General features: G+C 69.3%; 12 protein-coding genes. 7 read left to right on the plus strand and 5 right to left on the minus strand.

Going from position 1 to position 15,846, the window contains the following annotated elements:
• Positions 1 to 25 precede the first annotated feature (25 nt).
• Positions 26 to 763, minus strand: a complete 738-nt coding sequence (locus ACIBNA_RS14400; protein ID WP_399165531.1) for a TetR/AcrR family transcriptional regulator C-terminal domain-containing protein — start codon at positions 761 to 763, stop codon at positions 26 to 28.
• Positions 764 to 903: 140 nt separating this feature from the next.
• Between ACIBNA_RS14400 and ACIBNA_RS14405 the strand changes: the two genes are divergently transcribed.
• The 5 genes from ACIBNA_RS14405 (at position 904) to ACIBNA_RS14425 (ending at position 7,502) form a co-directional block, all read left to right on the plus strand.
• The gene (locus ACIBNA_RS14405; protein WP_399165532.1) at positions 904 to 2,403 is read left to right on the plus strand and encodes an MFS transporter; all 1,500 of its coding nucleotides are present in this window, start codon (positions 904 to 906) and stop codon (positions 2,401 to 2,403) included.
• Positions 2,404 to 2,575: 172 nt separating this feature from the next.
• Entirely contained in the window at positions 2,576 to 3,553 is a 978-nt protein-coding gene (locus tag ACIBNA_RS14410; protein WP_274817694.1) for a pirin family protein, read from the plus strand.
• A 552-nt stretch (positions 3,554 to 4,105) separates the two neighbouring features.
• On the plus strand, positions 4,106 to 4,498 hold the full coding sequence (locus ACIBNA_RS14415) for a hypothetical protein (RefSeq protein ID WP_399165533.1): 393 nt from the start codon (positions 4,106 to 4,108) through the stop codon (positions 4,496 to 4,498).
• Entirely contained in the window at positions 4,495 to 6,297 is a 1,803-nt protein-coding gene (locus tag ACIBNA_RS14420) for a caspase domain-containing protein (protein ID WP_399165534.1), read from the plus strand. Before ACIBNA_RS14415 ends, ACIBNA_RS14420 begins: the two co-directional genes overlap by 4 nt.
• 116 nt (positions 6,298 to 6,413) lie before the next feature.
• Entirely contained in the window at positions 6,414 to 7,502 is a 1,089-nt protein-coding gene (locus tag ACIBNA_RS14425) for an AI-2E family transporter (protein ID WP_399165535.1), read from the plus strand.
• A gap of 4 nt (positions 7,503 to 7,506) precedes the next feature.
• Here the strand turns inward: ACIBNA_RS14425 and ACIBNA_RS14430 are convergent, their stop codons facing one another.
• Positions 7,507 to 9,645 carry a SpoIIE family protein phosphatase gene (locus ACIBNA_RS14430; protein ID WP_399165536.1) on the minus strand — a complete coding sequence of 713 codons (2,139 nt, stop codon included), beginning with the start codon at positions 9,643 to 9,645 and terminating at the stop codon, positions 7,507 to 7,509.
• Between the two features lie 158 nt (positions 9,646 to 9,803).
• On the opposite strand from ACIBNA_RS14430, the gene aspS reads away from it, so the two are divergent.
• Positions 9,804 to 11,567 (plus strand): aspartate--tRNA ligase, encoded by a 1,764-nt coding sequence (gene aspS / locus ACIBNA_RS14435; RefSeq protein WP_399165537.1) that lies wholly within the window; start codon positions 9,804 to 9,806, stop codon positions 11,565 to 11,567.
• Between the two features lie 213 nt (positions 11,568 to 11,780).
• Positions 11,781 to 13,124, plus strand: a complete 1,344-nt coding sequence (locus ACIBNA_RS14440; protein ID WP_399165538.1) for an MFS transporter — start codon at positions 11,781 to 11,783, stop codon at positions 13,122 to 13,124.
• Between the two features lie 17 nt (positions 13,125 to 13,141).
• Here ACIBNA_RS14440 and ACIBNA_RS14445 read toward each other — a convergent pair whose 3' ends face one another.
• The 3 genes from ACIBNA_RS14445 to metG form a co-directional block, all read right to left on the minus strand.
• Positions 13,142 to 13,537 carry a hypothetical protein gene (locus ACIBNA_RS14445; protein ID WP_399165539.1) on the minus strand — a complete coding sequence of 132 codons (396 nt, stop codon included), beginning with the start codon at positions 13,535 to 13,537 and terminating at the stop codon, positions 13,142 to 13,144.
• Positions 13,538 to 13,693: 156 nt separating this feature from the next.
• Complete coding sequence (locus tag ACIBNA_RS14450) at positions 13,694 to 14,059, minus strand: PH domain-containing protein (RefSeq protein WP_059417055.1); 366 nt, start codon at positions 14,057 to 14,059, stop codon at positions 13,694 to 13,696.
• A gap of 136 nt (positions 14,060 to 14,195) precedes the next feature.
• Positions 14,196 to 15,812, minus strand: a complete 1,617-nt coding sequence (metG, locus tag ACIBNA_RS14455; RefSeq protein WP_399165540.1) for a methionine--tRNA ligase — start codon at positions 15,810 to 15,812, stop codon at positions 14,196 to 14,198.
• Positions 15,813 to 15,846 lie beyond the last annotated feature (34 nt).

The raw sequence follows: 15,846 nt of genomic DNA on the forward strand, positions 1-15,846 counted from the left end.
TTTCCGGACGGCTGAACTTCCCGGGTCACGTCTCCAAGCGCAGCGCCAGGCCGTCCAGGACGACGTCCAGGCCGTACGCGAACTTGTCGTCGCGGAGCCGGGCGGGGTCGGCGGCCTGGGCGGCGGTCGTGGCTTCGGCGGCCGCCAGGTGGTCGTAGCCGGCGGAGACCTGCCGTGCCGTGGGCAGCAGACGGGCGACGAACTCCGACTCGGTCTCCCCGGAGCGGGCGACCGTGGTGAGCCAGGCGGCCTCCGTGGTGGACATGCCGATGACGTACGAGAAGGCGGCGTCGATCGCACGGCTCGGCTCGGGGAACCCCGCCGCGGTGAACAGGGCCGCGAGACGCTCGGAGAAGGTCATGTAGTTGGGCCCGAGGTAGGCGAGCCCGGCCTGGCCCAGGACCAGGGTCAGCCAGGGGTGCCGTAGGGCCGTCGTACGGAAGGACCCCGCGGCCTCGGTCACCGCCGCGCGCCAGTCGGGGCTGTCGGCCGGCGGGACGTCGATCTCGGCGGCGACCTCGTCCACCGCGAGCTCCATCAGCTCGTCCTTCGTGGCGACGTGCCGGTACAGCGAGGTCGCGCCGGCGTTCAGACGGGCGCCGAGCTTGCGCATGCTGAGCGCCTCGATGCCGTCCGCGTCGAGCATGGCGATCGCCTCGCGGACGATCGCCTCCCGGCTGAGCGCCGGCTGGTCGGCGCGGCGCTGCTCGCGGGCCCACACGGACGGGATCGGGTTCTTGTCCGTCGTCTTGCTCCGGCTCATCGGCTCCTCCTGCTGGACTTCCGCGTCCTCGTGCGAACAGCGTGCGCAGTCAGCGTACAGAACCCAAGCCTTGCGCACACCGTTCGGCTGTGCGTACAGTGTTCGCATCGAAGGAACGGTGTTCGCAGGAGGGGACTGGAATGGACGCTCGCAATCCACGCCGCTGGTGGATCCTGATCGTGCTGTGCCTGAGCACGCTCGTGCTGGTTGTGGACAACATGGCGCTCACGGTCGCGGTGCCCGCGCTGACCGCGGACATCGGGGCGAGCGCCCAGGACACGCAGTGGATCCTCGACTCCTACATCCTGGTCTTCGTCGGGCTGCTGCTGACCTCGGGAAGCCTGGGAGACCGCTTCGGGCGCCGGAAGGTGATGCTGATCGGCCTGCTGCTGTTCGGGGCGGCCTCACTGGGGGCGGTGTTCTGTTCCACCCCGGGCGAGCTGATAGCGGTGCGGATCGCGATGGGTGTCGGCGGGGCGTTGATCATGCCCTCGACGCTGTCGATCCTGATCACCGTCTTCGACGAGGACGAGCGGCCCAAGGCGATGGCGGCGTGGGGTTCGGTGTCGATGCTGGGGCTGGTCGGCAGCCCGGTCCTCGGCGGTGTGCTGATCGACCACTTCGCCTGGCAGGCGATCTTCCTGATCAACGTGCCGATCGTCGCGCTGGCGCTGCTGGCCGGGGTGCTGCTGATGCAGGAGTCGAAGGCGCCCTGGCAGAAGCCGGATCCGCTGGGCGCGGTGCTGTCGGCGGTGGGCATGACGGCCCTGGTGTGGTGGATCATCGAGATCCCGCAGCACGGCGCGTTCGGCGGCCGTTCGCTCCTCGTCCTCGCCGTCGCGGTGGTCGCCCTGATCGGCTTCGTGATCTGGGAGAACGTCACCCGCTCGCCGATGGTCCCGCTGGTCCTCTTCAGGCACCGCAACTTCAGCGGGGGTTCGCTCTCCCTGGCGCTCGTCCAGATCGGCAACGCCGGCCTGCTGCTGGTCCTGACCCAGTACCTCCAGTTCGTCCTCGGCTACTCGGCCGTCAAGGCGGGCCTGGCCTTCCTGCCGCTGGCCGTGGCCGCGCTGGCCGGCAACGCGGCCGGAGCGCAGCTCGCGGTGAAGGTGGGCAACCGGTTCGTCATCCTCGCCGGGATGCTGCTGATGGCCGCCTCCTTCGGGCTGCTGACCACGCTCAGCGCCGACAGCGGCTTCACGGTCCCGGCCGTGGCGCTGGGGATCCTGGGCCTCGGTGCCGGCCTGGCGATGCCGGCCGCGGTGGCCGCGCTGATGGGCACCATCCCGGAGGAGAAGGCGGGCGTCGGCTCCGCCCTCAACGACACCATCCAGCAGTCCGGCACCGCCCTCGGCATCGCCATCCTCGGCTCGCTGCTCTCCGGTGGTTACGCGGAGCAGATGCCGGCCGGCGCTCCCGAGCAGGCCAGGGAGTCCATCGGCGGGGCGCTGGCCGTCGCCGGGGGCGACACGGGCCTGGTGCGGGCGGCCCGCGAGGCCTTCACGGCCTCGATGTCGACGACCTTCGCGATCAGCGCGGTCGGTGTCCTGGCCGCGGCGGTCGTCGCCACGCTGGTGATGCGGGACCGCAAGCCCGAGGCCGCCACGGCCGGGAGCGAGGAGCCCGAGCTGGTCGCCTGACGCGGACGTACGAAGGTCGGCACCCCGATCGCGGGGGTGCCGGCCTTTCGCCGTGCCGGTGTCCCGTGGTTCGCTGCGCCGTCGCCCGGGAATGCCCTCCCGGTTTTCTCTGTTTGAGGTGGCAGAAAGTTCAACGCTCAACTAAAGTGGGCGTACACGAGGAGGAACCGACATGCCTGCTGTGACCGCTGAGAACCCGTTGACGTTGCCCCGCGTGACCGCGCCGACCGACGCCGTGGCACGTCCCGTACTCGCCGTCACGACCGCTCCGAGCGGTTTCGAGGGCGAGGGCTTCCCGGTGCGCCGGGCGTTCGCGGGGATCAACTACCGCCACCTCGACCCGTTCATCATGATGGACCAGATGGGTGAGGTGGAGTACGCGCCGGGCGAGCCCAAGGGCACTCCCTGGCACCCGCACCGCGGCTTCGAGACCGTCACGTACATCATCGACGGGATCTTCGACCACCAGGACTCCAACGGCGGCGGCGGCACCATCACCAACGGGGACACCCAGTGGATGACCGCGGGCTCGGGACTGCTGCACATCGAGGCGCCACCGGAGCATCTGGTCATGTCGGGCGGGCTCTTCCACGGCCTCCAGCTGTGGGTGAACCTCCCGGCCAAGGACAAGATGATGGCCCCGCGCTACCAGGACATCCGCGGCGGCTCGGTCCAGTTGCTCAGCACCCCGGACGGCGGCGCGCTGCTGCGTGTCATCGCCGGTGAGCTGGACGGGCACCAGGGCCCCGGCATCACGCACACGCCGATCACGATGATCCACGCGACGCTGGCGCCGGGTGCGGAGCTGACCCTGCCGTGGCGCGAGGACTTCAACGGGCTGGCGTACGTCCTGGCCGGGCGCGGCAGCGTCGGCGCCGAGCGCCGGCCGGTCCACATGGGTCAGACCGCCGTCTTCGGCGCCGGATCCTCGCTGACCGTCCGCGCGGACGAGAAGCAGGACTCCCACACGCCGGATCTGGAGGTCGTCCTGCTCGGCGGGCAGCCGATCCGTGAGCCCATGGCCCACTACGGCCCGTTCGTGATGAACACCAAGGAAGAACTCATGCAGGCCTTCGAGGACTTCCAGAAGGGCCGGCTCGGGACGGTCCCGGCGGTGCACGGAATGACCGCGAGCGGACCGCAGGACTGACACCGGCCTTGGCTCTCGCGATGCGACAGCCCCGTCTGCAGCGCAGACGGGGCTGACGTGTGGGTTGTGGATCAGGGCAACGGCTGATTGCCGGCCGCTTCGGTCGCGTAGGGGCTCTTGTGCGGCGGCAGAGGCCTGCGACGGGGCTTCGCCGTTGTCGGGCTACGGCTTGAACGGTTGTACGGGGGCGGCCAGTTGCCGGGAAGAGCCATTCACAGAGGGCTGAAGAGTGCACGCGCGACAAGGCCGAAGACGGCGCCGTCCCCGCCCTTGTCACCGGGAGCACCTGGTGACGCTCCCGTCGCAGCAGCCAACACGGAGCGTCTGCGCGGCGGTTGAGGAATTGCCCTAGGAACAATGGACGTTGCCGACGATGAGCCATCTTGAGTTGAACGACGAACCTTATGGTTGAACCGTGAAATTCATTCCATCGTCGGCGACTTGCCACCTTCCTCTGAGCAGCAGAAACTGTAAATGATGACGTAGAGCCCACCGATAGTCCGACTCTGCGCCGCCCCTACCGAGCACGAACTGAACCAAGGGGCTGAGCCGGTGGAGAACAAACTGCAAATCCTCCTCACCGAAGAGGACGCGGAAGCCGAACGTGTCGCGGAGCTGACCGGCTACCTGCGCGAGGAACTGCTCGATCTCGACGTGGACGACGTCACGGCGCTCACCTGCGGGGAGGCCCCTCCCGGAGCGCGGGCCGTGGACGTCACTGCGATCGGTGCCCTCCTGGTGTCCCTGGGCAGCTCGGCAACCGCCCTGAGCCAGGTGCTGACCGTGATCCGGTCGTGGATGGGCCGGCGCCATGACACACACCCGTCCTTGCACCTGCGGCTGGGCGACGACGTCTTGGAGGTGTCCGAGGCGACCGACGATCAGGTCGCGGAGGCGTTCAATATCTTCCTCCAGCGCCATTCCACGGCTGGAGCCGAGCCATGACGGAATCCAGACACGCGCTGATCATCGCCAACGAACGGTACGCCGACCAGGGGCTCAAGAAGCTCAAGGCCCCTGCCCAGGACGCCGCGGCCCTCGAGAGGGTGCTGCGCGACCCGCAGATCGGCGACTTCGAGGTGGAGGTCGTGCACAACGCATCGGCCGACCTCATGCGCAGGCGCATCCAGGGCTTCTTCAACGACCGCAGCCGCGCCGACACGCTCCTGCTGCACTTCTCCTGCCACGGCCTCAAGAGCGAGTCCGGCGAGCTGTACTTCGCCGCGAGCGACACCGAGCCCCCGCTGCTGGCCGCCACGGCTGTCGCCTCCCAGTTCGTCCGCGGCTGCATGTCCGGCACCCGGGCGGGCCGCACCGTCTTGTTCCTCGACTGCTGCTACGGCGGCGCCTTCTCCCGGGGCTCGTCGTCTGTGCGCGCTTCCGGAGAGGTCAACGTCCTCGAGTCGTTCGCGAAGGACGAGCCGGTCAGCGGGCGGGGCTGGGCCGTCATCACCGCGTCCGACTCCATGGAGTACGCCTTCGAGGGCGACCATCTCGCCGAGAACTCCGCTCCGCGGCCTTCGGTGTTCACGCACGCAGTGGTCGAGGGCCTGGAGACCGGCGAGGCCGACCTCGACGTGGACGGGAAAGTCTCCCTCGACGACCTGTATGAGTATGTCTACAGGCACGTACGGGAGCAGAACCCCCATCAGACGCCGAAAAAGGCGGCGGAGCTGCACGGGGAGCTGCATCTGGCGCACAGTCGGCGTGGCCGCATCAAGATCGTCGCCATTCCCTCGCCGCCCTCCCTGCAGGCGGCCATGAACAGCGACGACGTCCTTACACGGCAGGGCGCCGTGATGGAGTTGCGCAGACGACTGCGGCACACGGAGCTGCCCGTGGCGGAAGGAGCGCGTCAGCACTTGGAGGAGGTCGCGCGCAACGACATCCAGCAGATCGCCGATCTGGCGTCCGACGTCTTGAGCGAGATCCGCCTGACACCGTCCCCTGACCACCTGGACTTCGGCCTGATACCGAAGGGATCGACCCCCCGGAAGCGGTCCGTGACCATGCACGGCCCACTGCTCGCCCGTCACTGCGTGGCCCAGCCCACACAGTCGTGGCTGCGGGTCGATCCGACCGGGAGCGGTCTGGAGGTCCACGTCGACACGGCCGCCGAGGGGCACCTGTCCGGTGACATCGTGCTGAAGGGTGTGGCCGACGAGTCAGTGATCCACGTCGAGGCGGTGGTAGGCCCGGCACACGAGCCCGGAGGCGGGCCATCGGACGGCTCCACGAGGACGACGCATGGCTCGGACGGCAAGCGGGACACGGCGATCGTAGAGCCCCCGCGCATCCCGCCCCCACCCAAGACGCCGCCCCCGACCACTGCACACCAGACGCGAACGGACCAGTCGTCCACGTCCCGACGCGCTCCCGCCCTTGCCGGTGTCGCCCTCGCCCTCGCCGTCACGGCGGTCGTCACGCTCGTACTGGCCCTCCAGGCGGCGGTGGTGGCCGTCATGGAACGGGGCGACGATGGGGTGTACGGCAACGTCGAGGACAACGTCAGCGAGCACGGAGCTCTCACACCGCTCACCGTGTGTCTGATCGCCGGTGCGGTGGCGCTGGTCGTCGGCGCGTTCGCCCGGCACGATCTGGGAGCACGGCGGGAGCAGTACACGAGACAGGCGGCGAGCGGTACGCACACACTGACCTCGATCGCGAAGGGGCTGGCGATCCCGGCGCTGATTCTCGCCGTCCTCGCGGGCATCACCTACCTGGTGGGCAGCCCTCATTGGTGACCACCTCAGCAGCCGGGTGACCTGAACCGGTGACCGGGCCGGCGGCGCTGACGCCCCGTCACCCGAGCGGGCCTTTCCGGCGGGACGGCCCGCCCCGGGCATGGTCGGGTGGAGGCGTGCAGGACACCGACCCGACCGCTTCCGGCCCCAGGCCGCTCCTCCCGGACCCCCTCCGGCGTCTCGCCGCCTGGTGCGCGCTCCTCCTGCTCGTGTCCGGAGTCGTCTACGTCGGGATCCGGCTGTGCGACGAGTTCCGGACCGCCGTCGTGCCCGTGCTGCTCGCGCTGCTCGGGACGGCCCTGCTCGGGCCCCTGCACCGGCGGCTGGTGAGGGCAGGGGTGCAGCGGTCGGTCGCGGCCGGGCTCACCTGTGTCGCGGTGGTCGCCGTGGTCGGCGGGACCGTGTACATCGTGGTCGCCGCACTCATCGACACGGGCGACGAGATCGTCGCCTCGCTCAAGCAGGCCGCGCGGGGCATCTCCGAGCACTTCGGGGCGGCCGGGACCTCGCTGGAGGACCTGGCCTCCAACGCCCGGGAGCTCCTCGGCAAGTTCGGCGGCTCGGCTGCCTCCGGTGTGATCAGCGGGGTCAGCGTGGTCGGCGAGACCATCGCCATGGCCGTGCTCGCGCTGCTGCTCGTCTTCTTCTTCCTGCGCGACTCCGACAAGGCCGCCGGGACGCTGCGGGCCCTGTCGCCGAGTGGCTCGGCCGACACCCTGGAGGCCATGGCGCGGCGGGCCTTCCAGGCCGTCGAGGGCTTCATGCGCGGCACCACCTTCATCGCCCTCATCGACGCGCTGTGCATCACCGTCGGACTGCTCGTCCTCGACGTGCCCGGGGCGGCCGGGCTGGGGGCGCTGGTCTTCGTCGGCGCCTACATCCCCTACCTCGGCGCCTTCATCTCGGGAGCCGTGGCCGTGCTGGTCGCGCTCGCCGACCGGGGGTTCGTCATCGCGCTGTGGGTGCTCGGGGTGGTGCTCGCGGTGCAGGTGCTGGAGGGGCACGTGCTCCAGCCGGTGATCCAGAGCCGGACCGTGCAGATGCACCCGGCGGTGGTGATGGTGGCGATCACGGCCGGGGCGTCGGTGGCCGGTGTCCTCGGGATGCTGCTCGCCGTGCCGCTCACCGCCGCCGCCTTCGGCGTCCTCCAGGAGCTCCGCACCCGCTACGAGAGCCAGGAGCCGTCGGCGTCCGGGGAGTCGTGACCCGCTACGGCTGCCACGACCCGTCGCCCGAGCCGTCCACGGACTCGTAGAGCTCGAACCAGATGCTCTTGCCCTCGCCGCGCGGGTCCACCCCCCAGGCGTGCGCGAGCAGCTCCATCAGCACCAGGCCACGCCCGGAGGACGCCAGCTCCCCGGGGCTGCGCTTGTGCGGCAGGTCGTCGCCGGCGTCGGTGACCTCGATCCGCAGCCGCCGCTCACCCACTCCGCCGGTGATCTCGGCGACCAGCAGCGCGTCGGAGTCGGTGTGCACGAGGACGTTCGTCAGCATCTCGGACAGCAGCAGCACCGCCGAGTCGACCTGGTCGGGGGAGGACCAGTCGTGCAGCAGCTCGCGCAGTTGCTGCCGGGCCACCGCGACCCGCTCGGGCTCGGCCTGCGCGACCGTCAGCACCGTGCGCCGCACGGGGGCCCGCACGAGCACGGTGTCGCCGCAGCCGCAGCCCTCGCCCTCCCGGCACAGCAGAAGCAGCGCGATGTCGTCCTCGCGACGGTCGGCCAGCGAGCCGGTGGTGTGGTGCGACGACGGCCCGTGCACGGCCTGCACCAGGGTGTCGGCGAGTTCCTCCAGATCGCCCTTGTGGTCCTCCAGGATCGCGCGCAGCCGCCGCCAGCCGGAGTCCAGGTCGTGGCCGCCGGTCTCGATCAGGCCGTCCGTGCAGATCAGCATGGTCTCGCCGGGCTCCAGGGCGAGCCGGGTCGTGGGGTAGTCGGCGTCCGGGTCGATGCCCAGCGGCAGCCCGCCCGACGTGGGCCGCGTCAGCACCGTGCCGTCGGCCATCCGGATCGCCGGGTCCGGATGCCCGGCCCGGGCGATGTCCAGCACGCCGGTCGCCGGATCGACCTCGACGTACACACAGGTCGCGAAGCGCGGGTCGGCTGGGTCCTCGTCGCTGATGCCGTGCAGGAAGCGGGAGGCGCGGGAGAGGACGGCGTCGGGGCGGTGGCCCTCCGAGGCATACGCGCGCAGGGCGATGCGGAGCTGGCCCATCAGGCCCGCCGCCCGCACGTCATGGCCCTGGACGTCACCGATGACCAGCGCGAACCGTCCGCTGGGCAGCGGAATCACGTCGTACCAGTCACCGCCGACCTGGAGGCCGCCGCCGGTGGGGACGTAGCGGGCGGCGACGCTCATGCCCGGGATGCGCTGCGGGCCGAGCCTCGGCAGCATCGTGCGCTGGAGCCCGTCGGTCAGCGCCCGCTCGCTCTCGGCCACGCCCGCCCGGGTCAGCGCCTGTGCCAGCATCCGCGCCACGGTGGCCAGCACGGACCGCTCGTCCGGTGTGAAGGCGACCGGGTAGGCGAAGGCCGCCATCCACGCGCCCATCGTGCGGCCGGCCACGGTCAGCGGCAGGAACGCCCAGGACCTCCGGCCGAAGCGCTCGGCGAGCGGCCAGGTCAGCGGGTAGCGGGCCTTGTACTGCTCGGGGGTGGACAGGTACACCGCCCGGCCGGTCCGCACGACCTCGGCGGCCGGGTAGTCCGTGTCCAGCGGCATGTCGGAGAACGGGCTGTCGTCGCCCTGCTGCTGCCCGTGGTGCCCGATGATCGTCAGCCGGTCGCCCTCCACGCCGAACATCGCAAGCCCGTCCGGCGAGAAGCCGGGCATCGACAGATTGGCCGTGACCCGCAGGACCTCCTGCGTGGAGCGCGCCTCGGCCAGCGCCCGGCCCGCATCGAGCAGGAACGCCTCCCGGGAGCGCCGCCAGTCGCCGGTGACCGCGCTGCGCCCGGCCGGGGTGCCCGGCGTGGGCTCGGTGACCTCCTGGAGGGTGCCGATCAGCCGGTACGCCTTGCGGGCCCGGTCGAAGGACGGCTTGGAGCGGCTGCGGACGATCCGGACGATGCGGCCCTGCTCGTCCATGATCCGGATCCGTACCTCCGCGAGGGTGCCCTCGGCGACGGCGAGCTGGATCACACCGGTGATCTCGTTCCAGTCGACCGGGTGCAGCCGGGCCCGGGCCTGGGCCTCCGTAAGGCTGACCTGTTCGGCGGGCAGCCCGAGCAACCGTGCCGCCTCGGCGTCGACCGTGACCAGCCCGGTGGCGGTGTCCCAGTGCCATAGGCCGGTCGCGAGGGCTGCGAGAGCCTCCCCCACGGCGGGCAGGGGCTCGCCAGTGCGCATTGACCTACTTTAAGAAGAGGCGATCGAACACTGCCACGCGAAGACGGAAGTGTGCTCGATCGTTAACTGAGGAGAGCCGATCTTCGCCTGGCCGGTACGCTGGGGACCAGTTTCACGTGAAACACAGACCCCGATCAGCGAAGACTGGATGAACGACGATGCATCGGTACAGGTCCCACACCTGCGGCGAGCTCCGCGCCTCTGACGTCGGCACCGACGTCCGGCTGAGTGGCTGGCTGCACAATCGGCGCGACCTGGGCGGCATCCTCTTCATCGATCTGCGCGACCACTACGGCATCACGCAGCTCGTGGCCCGTCCCGGCACCCCCGCCTACGAGGCCCTCGACAAGCTCTCCAAGGAGTCGACCGTCCGCGTCGACGGCAAGGTCGTCTCCCGCGGCGCCGAGAACATCAACCCCGAGCTGCCGACCGGTGAGGTCGAGGTCGAGGTCGGCGAGGTCGAGCTGCTCGGCGCGGCCGCCCCGCTGCCGTTCACGATCAACACCGAGGACGGGGTCAACGAGGAGCGGCGCCTGGAGTACCGCTTCCTGGACCTGCGCCGCGAGCGCATGCACCGCAACATCATGCTGCGCACGGCGGTCATCTCGGCGATCCGGCACAAGATGACGGCCCTCGGCTTCAACGAGATGGCGACGCCGATCCTGTCCGCGACCTCCCCCGAGGGCGCCCGCGACTTCGTCGTCCCGTCCCGCCTGCACCCGGGCAAGTTCTACGCCCTTCCCCAGGCGCCCCAGCAGTTCAAGCAGCTGCTGATGATCTCCGGCTTCGACCGCTACTTCCAGATCGCGCCCTGCTTCCGTGACGAGGACGCGCGCGCCGACCGCTCGCCGGGCGAGTTCTACCAGCTCGACATCGAGATGAGCTTCGTCGAGCAGGAGGACGTCTTCCAGCCCGTCGAGAAGCTGATGACCGAGCTGTTCGAGGAGTTCGGCGGCGGCCGCCACGTCACCTCGCCGTTCCCGCGGATCCCGTTCCGCGAGGCGATGCTGAAGTACGGCTCCGACAAGCCCGACCTGCGCGCCCAGCTCGAACTCGTCGACATCACCGACATCTTCGAGGGCTCGGAGTTCAAGGCCTTCGCCGGCAAGCACGTCCGCGCCCTGCCGGTGCCGGACGTCTCCGCGCAGCCCCGCAAGTTCTTCGACCAGCTCGGCGACTACGCCGTCTCGCAGGGCGCCAAGGGCCTGGCCTGGGTCCGGGTCGCCGAGGACGGCTCGCTGTCCGGCCCGATCGCGAAGTTCCTCACCGAGGAGAACGTCGCCGAGCTGACCAAGCGCCTGTCGCTGGCGGCCGGCCACGCGGTGTTCTTCGGGGCGGGCGAGTTCGACGAGGTCTCCAAGATCATGGGCGCCGTGCGGGTGGAAGCCGCCAAGCGTGCCGGGCACTTCGAGGAGAACGTCTTCCGCTTCTGCTGGATCGTCGACTTCCCGATGTACGAGAAGGACGAGGAGACCGGCGCGATCGACTTCTCGCACAACCCCTTCTCCATGCCGCAGGGCGGCCTGGAGGCCTTGGAGACCCAGGACCCGCTGGACATCCTCGGCTGGCAGTACGACATCGTCTGCAACGGCGTCGAGCTGTCCTCCGGCGCGATCCGGAACCACGAGCCCGAGATCATGCTCAAGGCCTTCGAGATCGCCGGGTACGACCGCGAGACCGTCGAGGAGAAGTTCGCAGGCATGCTGCGCGCCTTCCGCTTCGGCGCCCCGCCGCACGGCGGTATCGCCCCGGGCGTCGACCGCATCGTCATGCTGCTCGCCGACGAGCCGAACATCCGCGAGACCATCGCCTTCCCGCTCAACGGCAACGCCCAGGATCTGATGATGGGCGCGCCGACGGAGCTGGAGGAGGCGCGGCTGAAGGAGCTGCACCTGTCGGTGCGCAAGCCGCAGCCGAAGTAGGCCTTTTGGAGAAGTCATAGGTGACTGTGGGTGGCTCGGAACCGTCGTCGGTTCCGAGCCACTTTTGCATCCAGGTGCGTCGGCTTCCCGTCCGCGTTCACATACATGTACATCTGCTCAACCCGTTGACCCGGAACGTGGGCCTCCATAAAGTCCCTTCGACAACGCGTACGTGACTGCTGTTCATGTATGTGCACATCGAGGGAGACAACGATGTCAGACACCGCGACAGACATACCCGAGGCAGAGCAGCGTGCGGTCGGCAAATTCCTGCGCCGCATGCTGCCGATCCTGGTCCTGATGCTGCTGGTCAACCAGATGGACCGGACGAACGTGGGCTTCGTCCAGAACGAACTGCGGGCCGATGTCGGCGTGAGCGCCACCGCCTACGGGCTCGGCGCGGGCCTGTTCTTCATCGGGTACGCCCTGTTCGAGGTGCCGAGCAACATGCTCCTGGAGCGGTTGGGGGCCCGGGTCTGGCTGACCCGGATCATGATCACCTGGGGTGCGGTGATCGTGGCGATGTGCTTCATCCACAACGTGTGGATGTTCTACGCCCTGCGCTTCCTGCTCGGTGTCGCGGAGGCCGGCTTCTTCCCCGGTGTGCTCCTCTACTTCACCCAGTGGCTGCCGGACTCCAGTCGGGGCCGGGCCAGTGCGATCTTCCTGGGCGGCTCGGCGACGGCGTACATCGTCACCGGCCCGATCACCGGCGCCCTGCTGGAGCTGCACGGCGCGGGCGGTATCGCGGGCTGGCGGTGGATGTTCGCCCTGGAGGGTGCCTTCTCGATCCTGGTCGGCTTCATCGCCGGGTTCTTCCTCGTCTCCCGGATCCAGGACGCGAAGTGGCTGACGCGGGAGGAGAAGGACGCGCTGAGCGAGGCGGTGGCGCGGGACAAGGAGGCGCGTGACCGGGCGCCGTCGGTATCGCGGATGAAGCTGATCTTCCATCCCCAGGTCGCCGTTCTGACCGCGGTCTTCTTCGCGATGGCGCTGACCGGCTACGCGATCACGTTCTGGCTGCCGAGTCTGGTGGAGGAGATCGGCGGACTGTCCCCCTTCCAGATCGGCCTGCTGTCGGCGATCCCCTGGATCTGCGCGGTCATCGCGATGTACACGATGAGCCACTTCACCGACCGGGCCCCGGACCGTCGCCCCTACCTGGCGATCGCCCTGGTCCTGTCCGCGATCGGCACGTTCCTCGCCACGCTCGGGTCCCCCTGGTTCGGCCTCGCCGCCCTCACGCTCGCCGCGGTCGGCGGCAAGTGCGCGGCCACGCTGTTCTGGCCGATGGCCCAGTCGGGCCTCGACCTGAAGATCGCCGCGCCGGGTCTTGCCCTGGTCAACTCCATCGGAAACCTGGGCGGGTTCGTGTCGCCGACGCTGTTCGGATATCTGAAGGACACGACGGGCAGCACGAACGGGGGGCTGTACACGCTGTCGGCGGCGTCGATCCTGGCGGTTTTGGGGGTGGCGTTCGTGCGACACACGAGCCGGGGGCCCAAGGCGGGCTCCGGCGATCGAACGGCGGTTGGGGGTGCGACGGCTGTGCGCTGAGCGCGGAGGACTCTGGCTCACTCGGGCCGTGACGTGAACAGGTCCTTGGCGTCCGTGACGGCGAGGGCGAGGTCCAACCAATCGGTGAGGGCTTTGAGGTCACTGCGGGTGGTCAGAAAGCCGTCGATTTCGTCGGGGACGGAGACGCCGCGCTGCTCCAGGACGCGCAGGATCGCGGTGGCACAGCCCTCGGCGTAACCCTTGGCCCAGCCCTTCGCATGCTCGTCGGTCCAGCCGCCCAGCCTGGCGCGGTTCTCGGTCAGCTCATCGAGGGACAGGGAGCCGCGTTGGCTGAGCTCTCTGAGGAAGACGCTGAGACCGTGTACGGACTTGATCGGGTGTACTCCCAGGCGCGTCTCCAGCACGGTGACCTGGATTGCCTTCACGAGGTCCGCCTCGGTCTCCGGGTCCATGGGCGATGCCTAGGGCGACAAAGAACGGCGTGTTCAGGGCTTGGGCGGCGGTCACCCCTTCGGGCCCTGATCAGGTTCGTCCTGAGAGAGCGAGGCAGCCTCGCTCCGGCAGGCGCCGTGCCCGGGATGCGTTTCGGCCTACCGCGCACGGCGCGCTCATCGAGCCACGAACTGGGTCAGGATCGCCTGGACCTCGTAGATGTCGACGCCCTTGGTGAAGGTCTTCTCGATGGGGGTCGGGGTGCCGGAGATCCAGATCTTGAGTTCGGCGTCGAGGTCGAAGGTGCCGGCCGTTTCCACCGCGAAGTGGGTGATGCTGCGGTAGGGGACGGAGTGGTACTCCACCTTCTTGCCGGTGATGCCCTGCTTGTCGATCAGGATCAGGCGGCGGTCGGTGAAGAGGATGGTGTCGCGGATGAGGAGGAACGCGGCGTGGACCTGTTCGCCGTGGCCGAGGAGGCGGGCGTAGTCCTGCTGGGCCGATGCCGGGTCGACGGTGTGCGCGTTGCCGAACAGTGCCATGGGAGCCCCCGGGTGTGTGGCGGCGGCCGGGTGGCCGCCCTCACGCGATCTTCGCAAAGCACGGGGCCCGGGAGAAGGTTCTCGTTCTCCCGGGCCCCGTGCTGTAGCGAGCGTGTTACGCCCGTTACGCGGTCTGTTACGCCGTCGGATTCTCCTCCAGGCGCGGGAAGAGGACCGCGCCCTTGGTGACCGTCGTGCCGACGGGGAGCCTGCCCCACTCGCCGGCCTCGCCGATCTTCTGGTCCGCGAGGGCGCCGAGGGAGGCCGTCGCGCCGAGCGAGTCCCAGAGCTTCTGGGAGGTCTCCGGCATGACCGGGTTGAGGAGGACCGCCACCGCGCGGAGGGACTCCGCGGCCGTGTAGAGGATCGTCGCCAGGCGGGCCTTGCCCTCGTCCGACGTGTCCTTGGCGACCTTCCACGGCTCCTGCTCCGTGATGTAGCCGTTGACCTGCTTGACGAAGTCGAAGATCGCCAGGATGCCGCCCTGGAAGTCCAGGTCCTCGCCGATGCGGCGGTCCGCCTCCGTGACCGCCTTCGCCAGGCCCTCGTGGATCGCCTGCTCCGCCTCGCCGGCCGCCGTGGCCTCGGGCAGCGTGCCGCCGAAGTACTTGCCGACCATCGCCGCGACGCGGGACGCCAGGTTGCCGTAGTCGTTCGCCAGCTCGCTGGTGTAGCGGGCGGAGAAGTCCTCCCAGGAGAAGGATCCGTCCTGGCCGAAGGCGATCGCGCGCAGGAAGTACCAGCGGTAGGCGTCCACGCCGAAGTGCGAGGTCAGGTCCTGCGGCTTGATGCCGGTCAGGTTCGACTTCGACATCTTCTCGCCGCCGACCATCAGCCAGCCGTTGGCCGCGATCTTCCCGGGCAGCGGGAGGCCCTGCGCCATCAGCATCGCCGGCCAGATCACCGCGTGGAAGCGGAGGATGTCCTTGCCGACCAGGTGGACGTCGGCCGGGAAGGTCTCCTCGAACTTGGCCTGGTTCTCGTTGTATCCGACCGCCGTGGCGTAGTTCAGCAGGGCGTCGACCCAGACGTAGATCACGTGCTTGTCGTCCCACGGGATCGGGATGCCCCAGTCGAACGTCGAGCGCGAGATGGAGAGGTCCTGCAGGCCCTGCCGTACGAAGTTCACGACCTCGTTGCGCGCGGACTCGGGCTGGATGAAGCCGGGGTTCGCCTCGTAGTGGGCGAGGAGCTTCTCGCCGTACTCGCTCAGCTTGAAGAAGTAGTTCTCCTCGCTGAGGATCTCGACCGGCTTCTTGTGAATCGGGCAGAGCTTCTGGCCCGCGTACTCGCCCTCGCCGTCGAGCAGCTCGCCGGGCAGCTTGTACTCCTCGCAGCCGACGCAGTACGGGCCCTCGTAGCCGCCCTTGTAGATCTCGCCCTTGTCGTACAGGTCCTGGACGAACTCCTGGACGCGGTCCGTGTGCCGCTTCTGCGTGGTGCGGATGAAGTCGTCGTTCGCGATCTCCAGGTGTTCCCAGAGAGGCTTCCACGCTTCGGTGACGAGCTTGTCGGCCCACGCCTGGGGGGTGACCCCGTTGGCTTCGGCCGTGCGCATGATCTTTTGACCGTGCTCGTCCGTGCCGGTGAGGTACCACACCTTCTCGCCGCGCTGGCGGTGCCAGCGGGTGAGCACGTCGCCTGCGACGGTCGTGTAGGCGTGGCCCAGGTGAGGAGCGTCGTTGACGTAGTAAATGGGGGTCGAGACGTAGTACGCCTTCGCCCCCTGCTTCTCGGATCCAGTGGCCGCCATGGTCGAAATCCTACTGGTCCGCTGAAGATCGACT

This window comes from Streptomyces sp. NPDC050164 (assembly GCF_044459945.1).
Classification (GTDB): domain Bacteria; phylum Actinomycetota; class Actinomycetes; order Streptomycetales; family Streptomycetaceae; genus Streptomyces; species Streptomyces coeruleorubidus_A.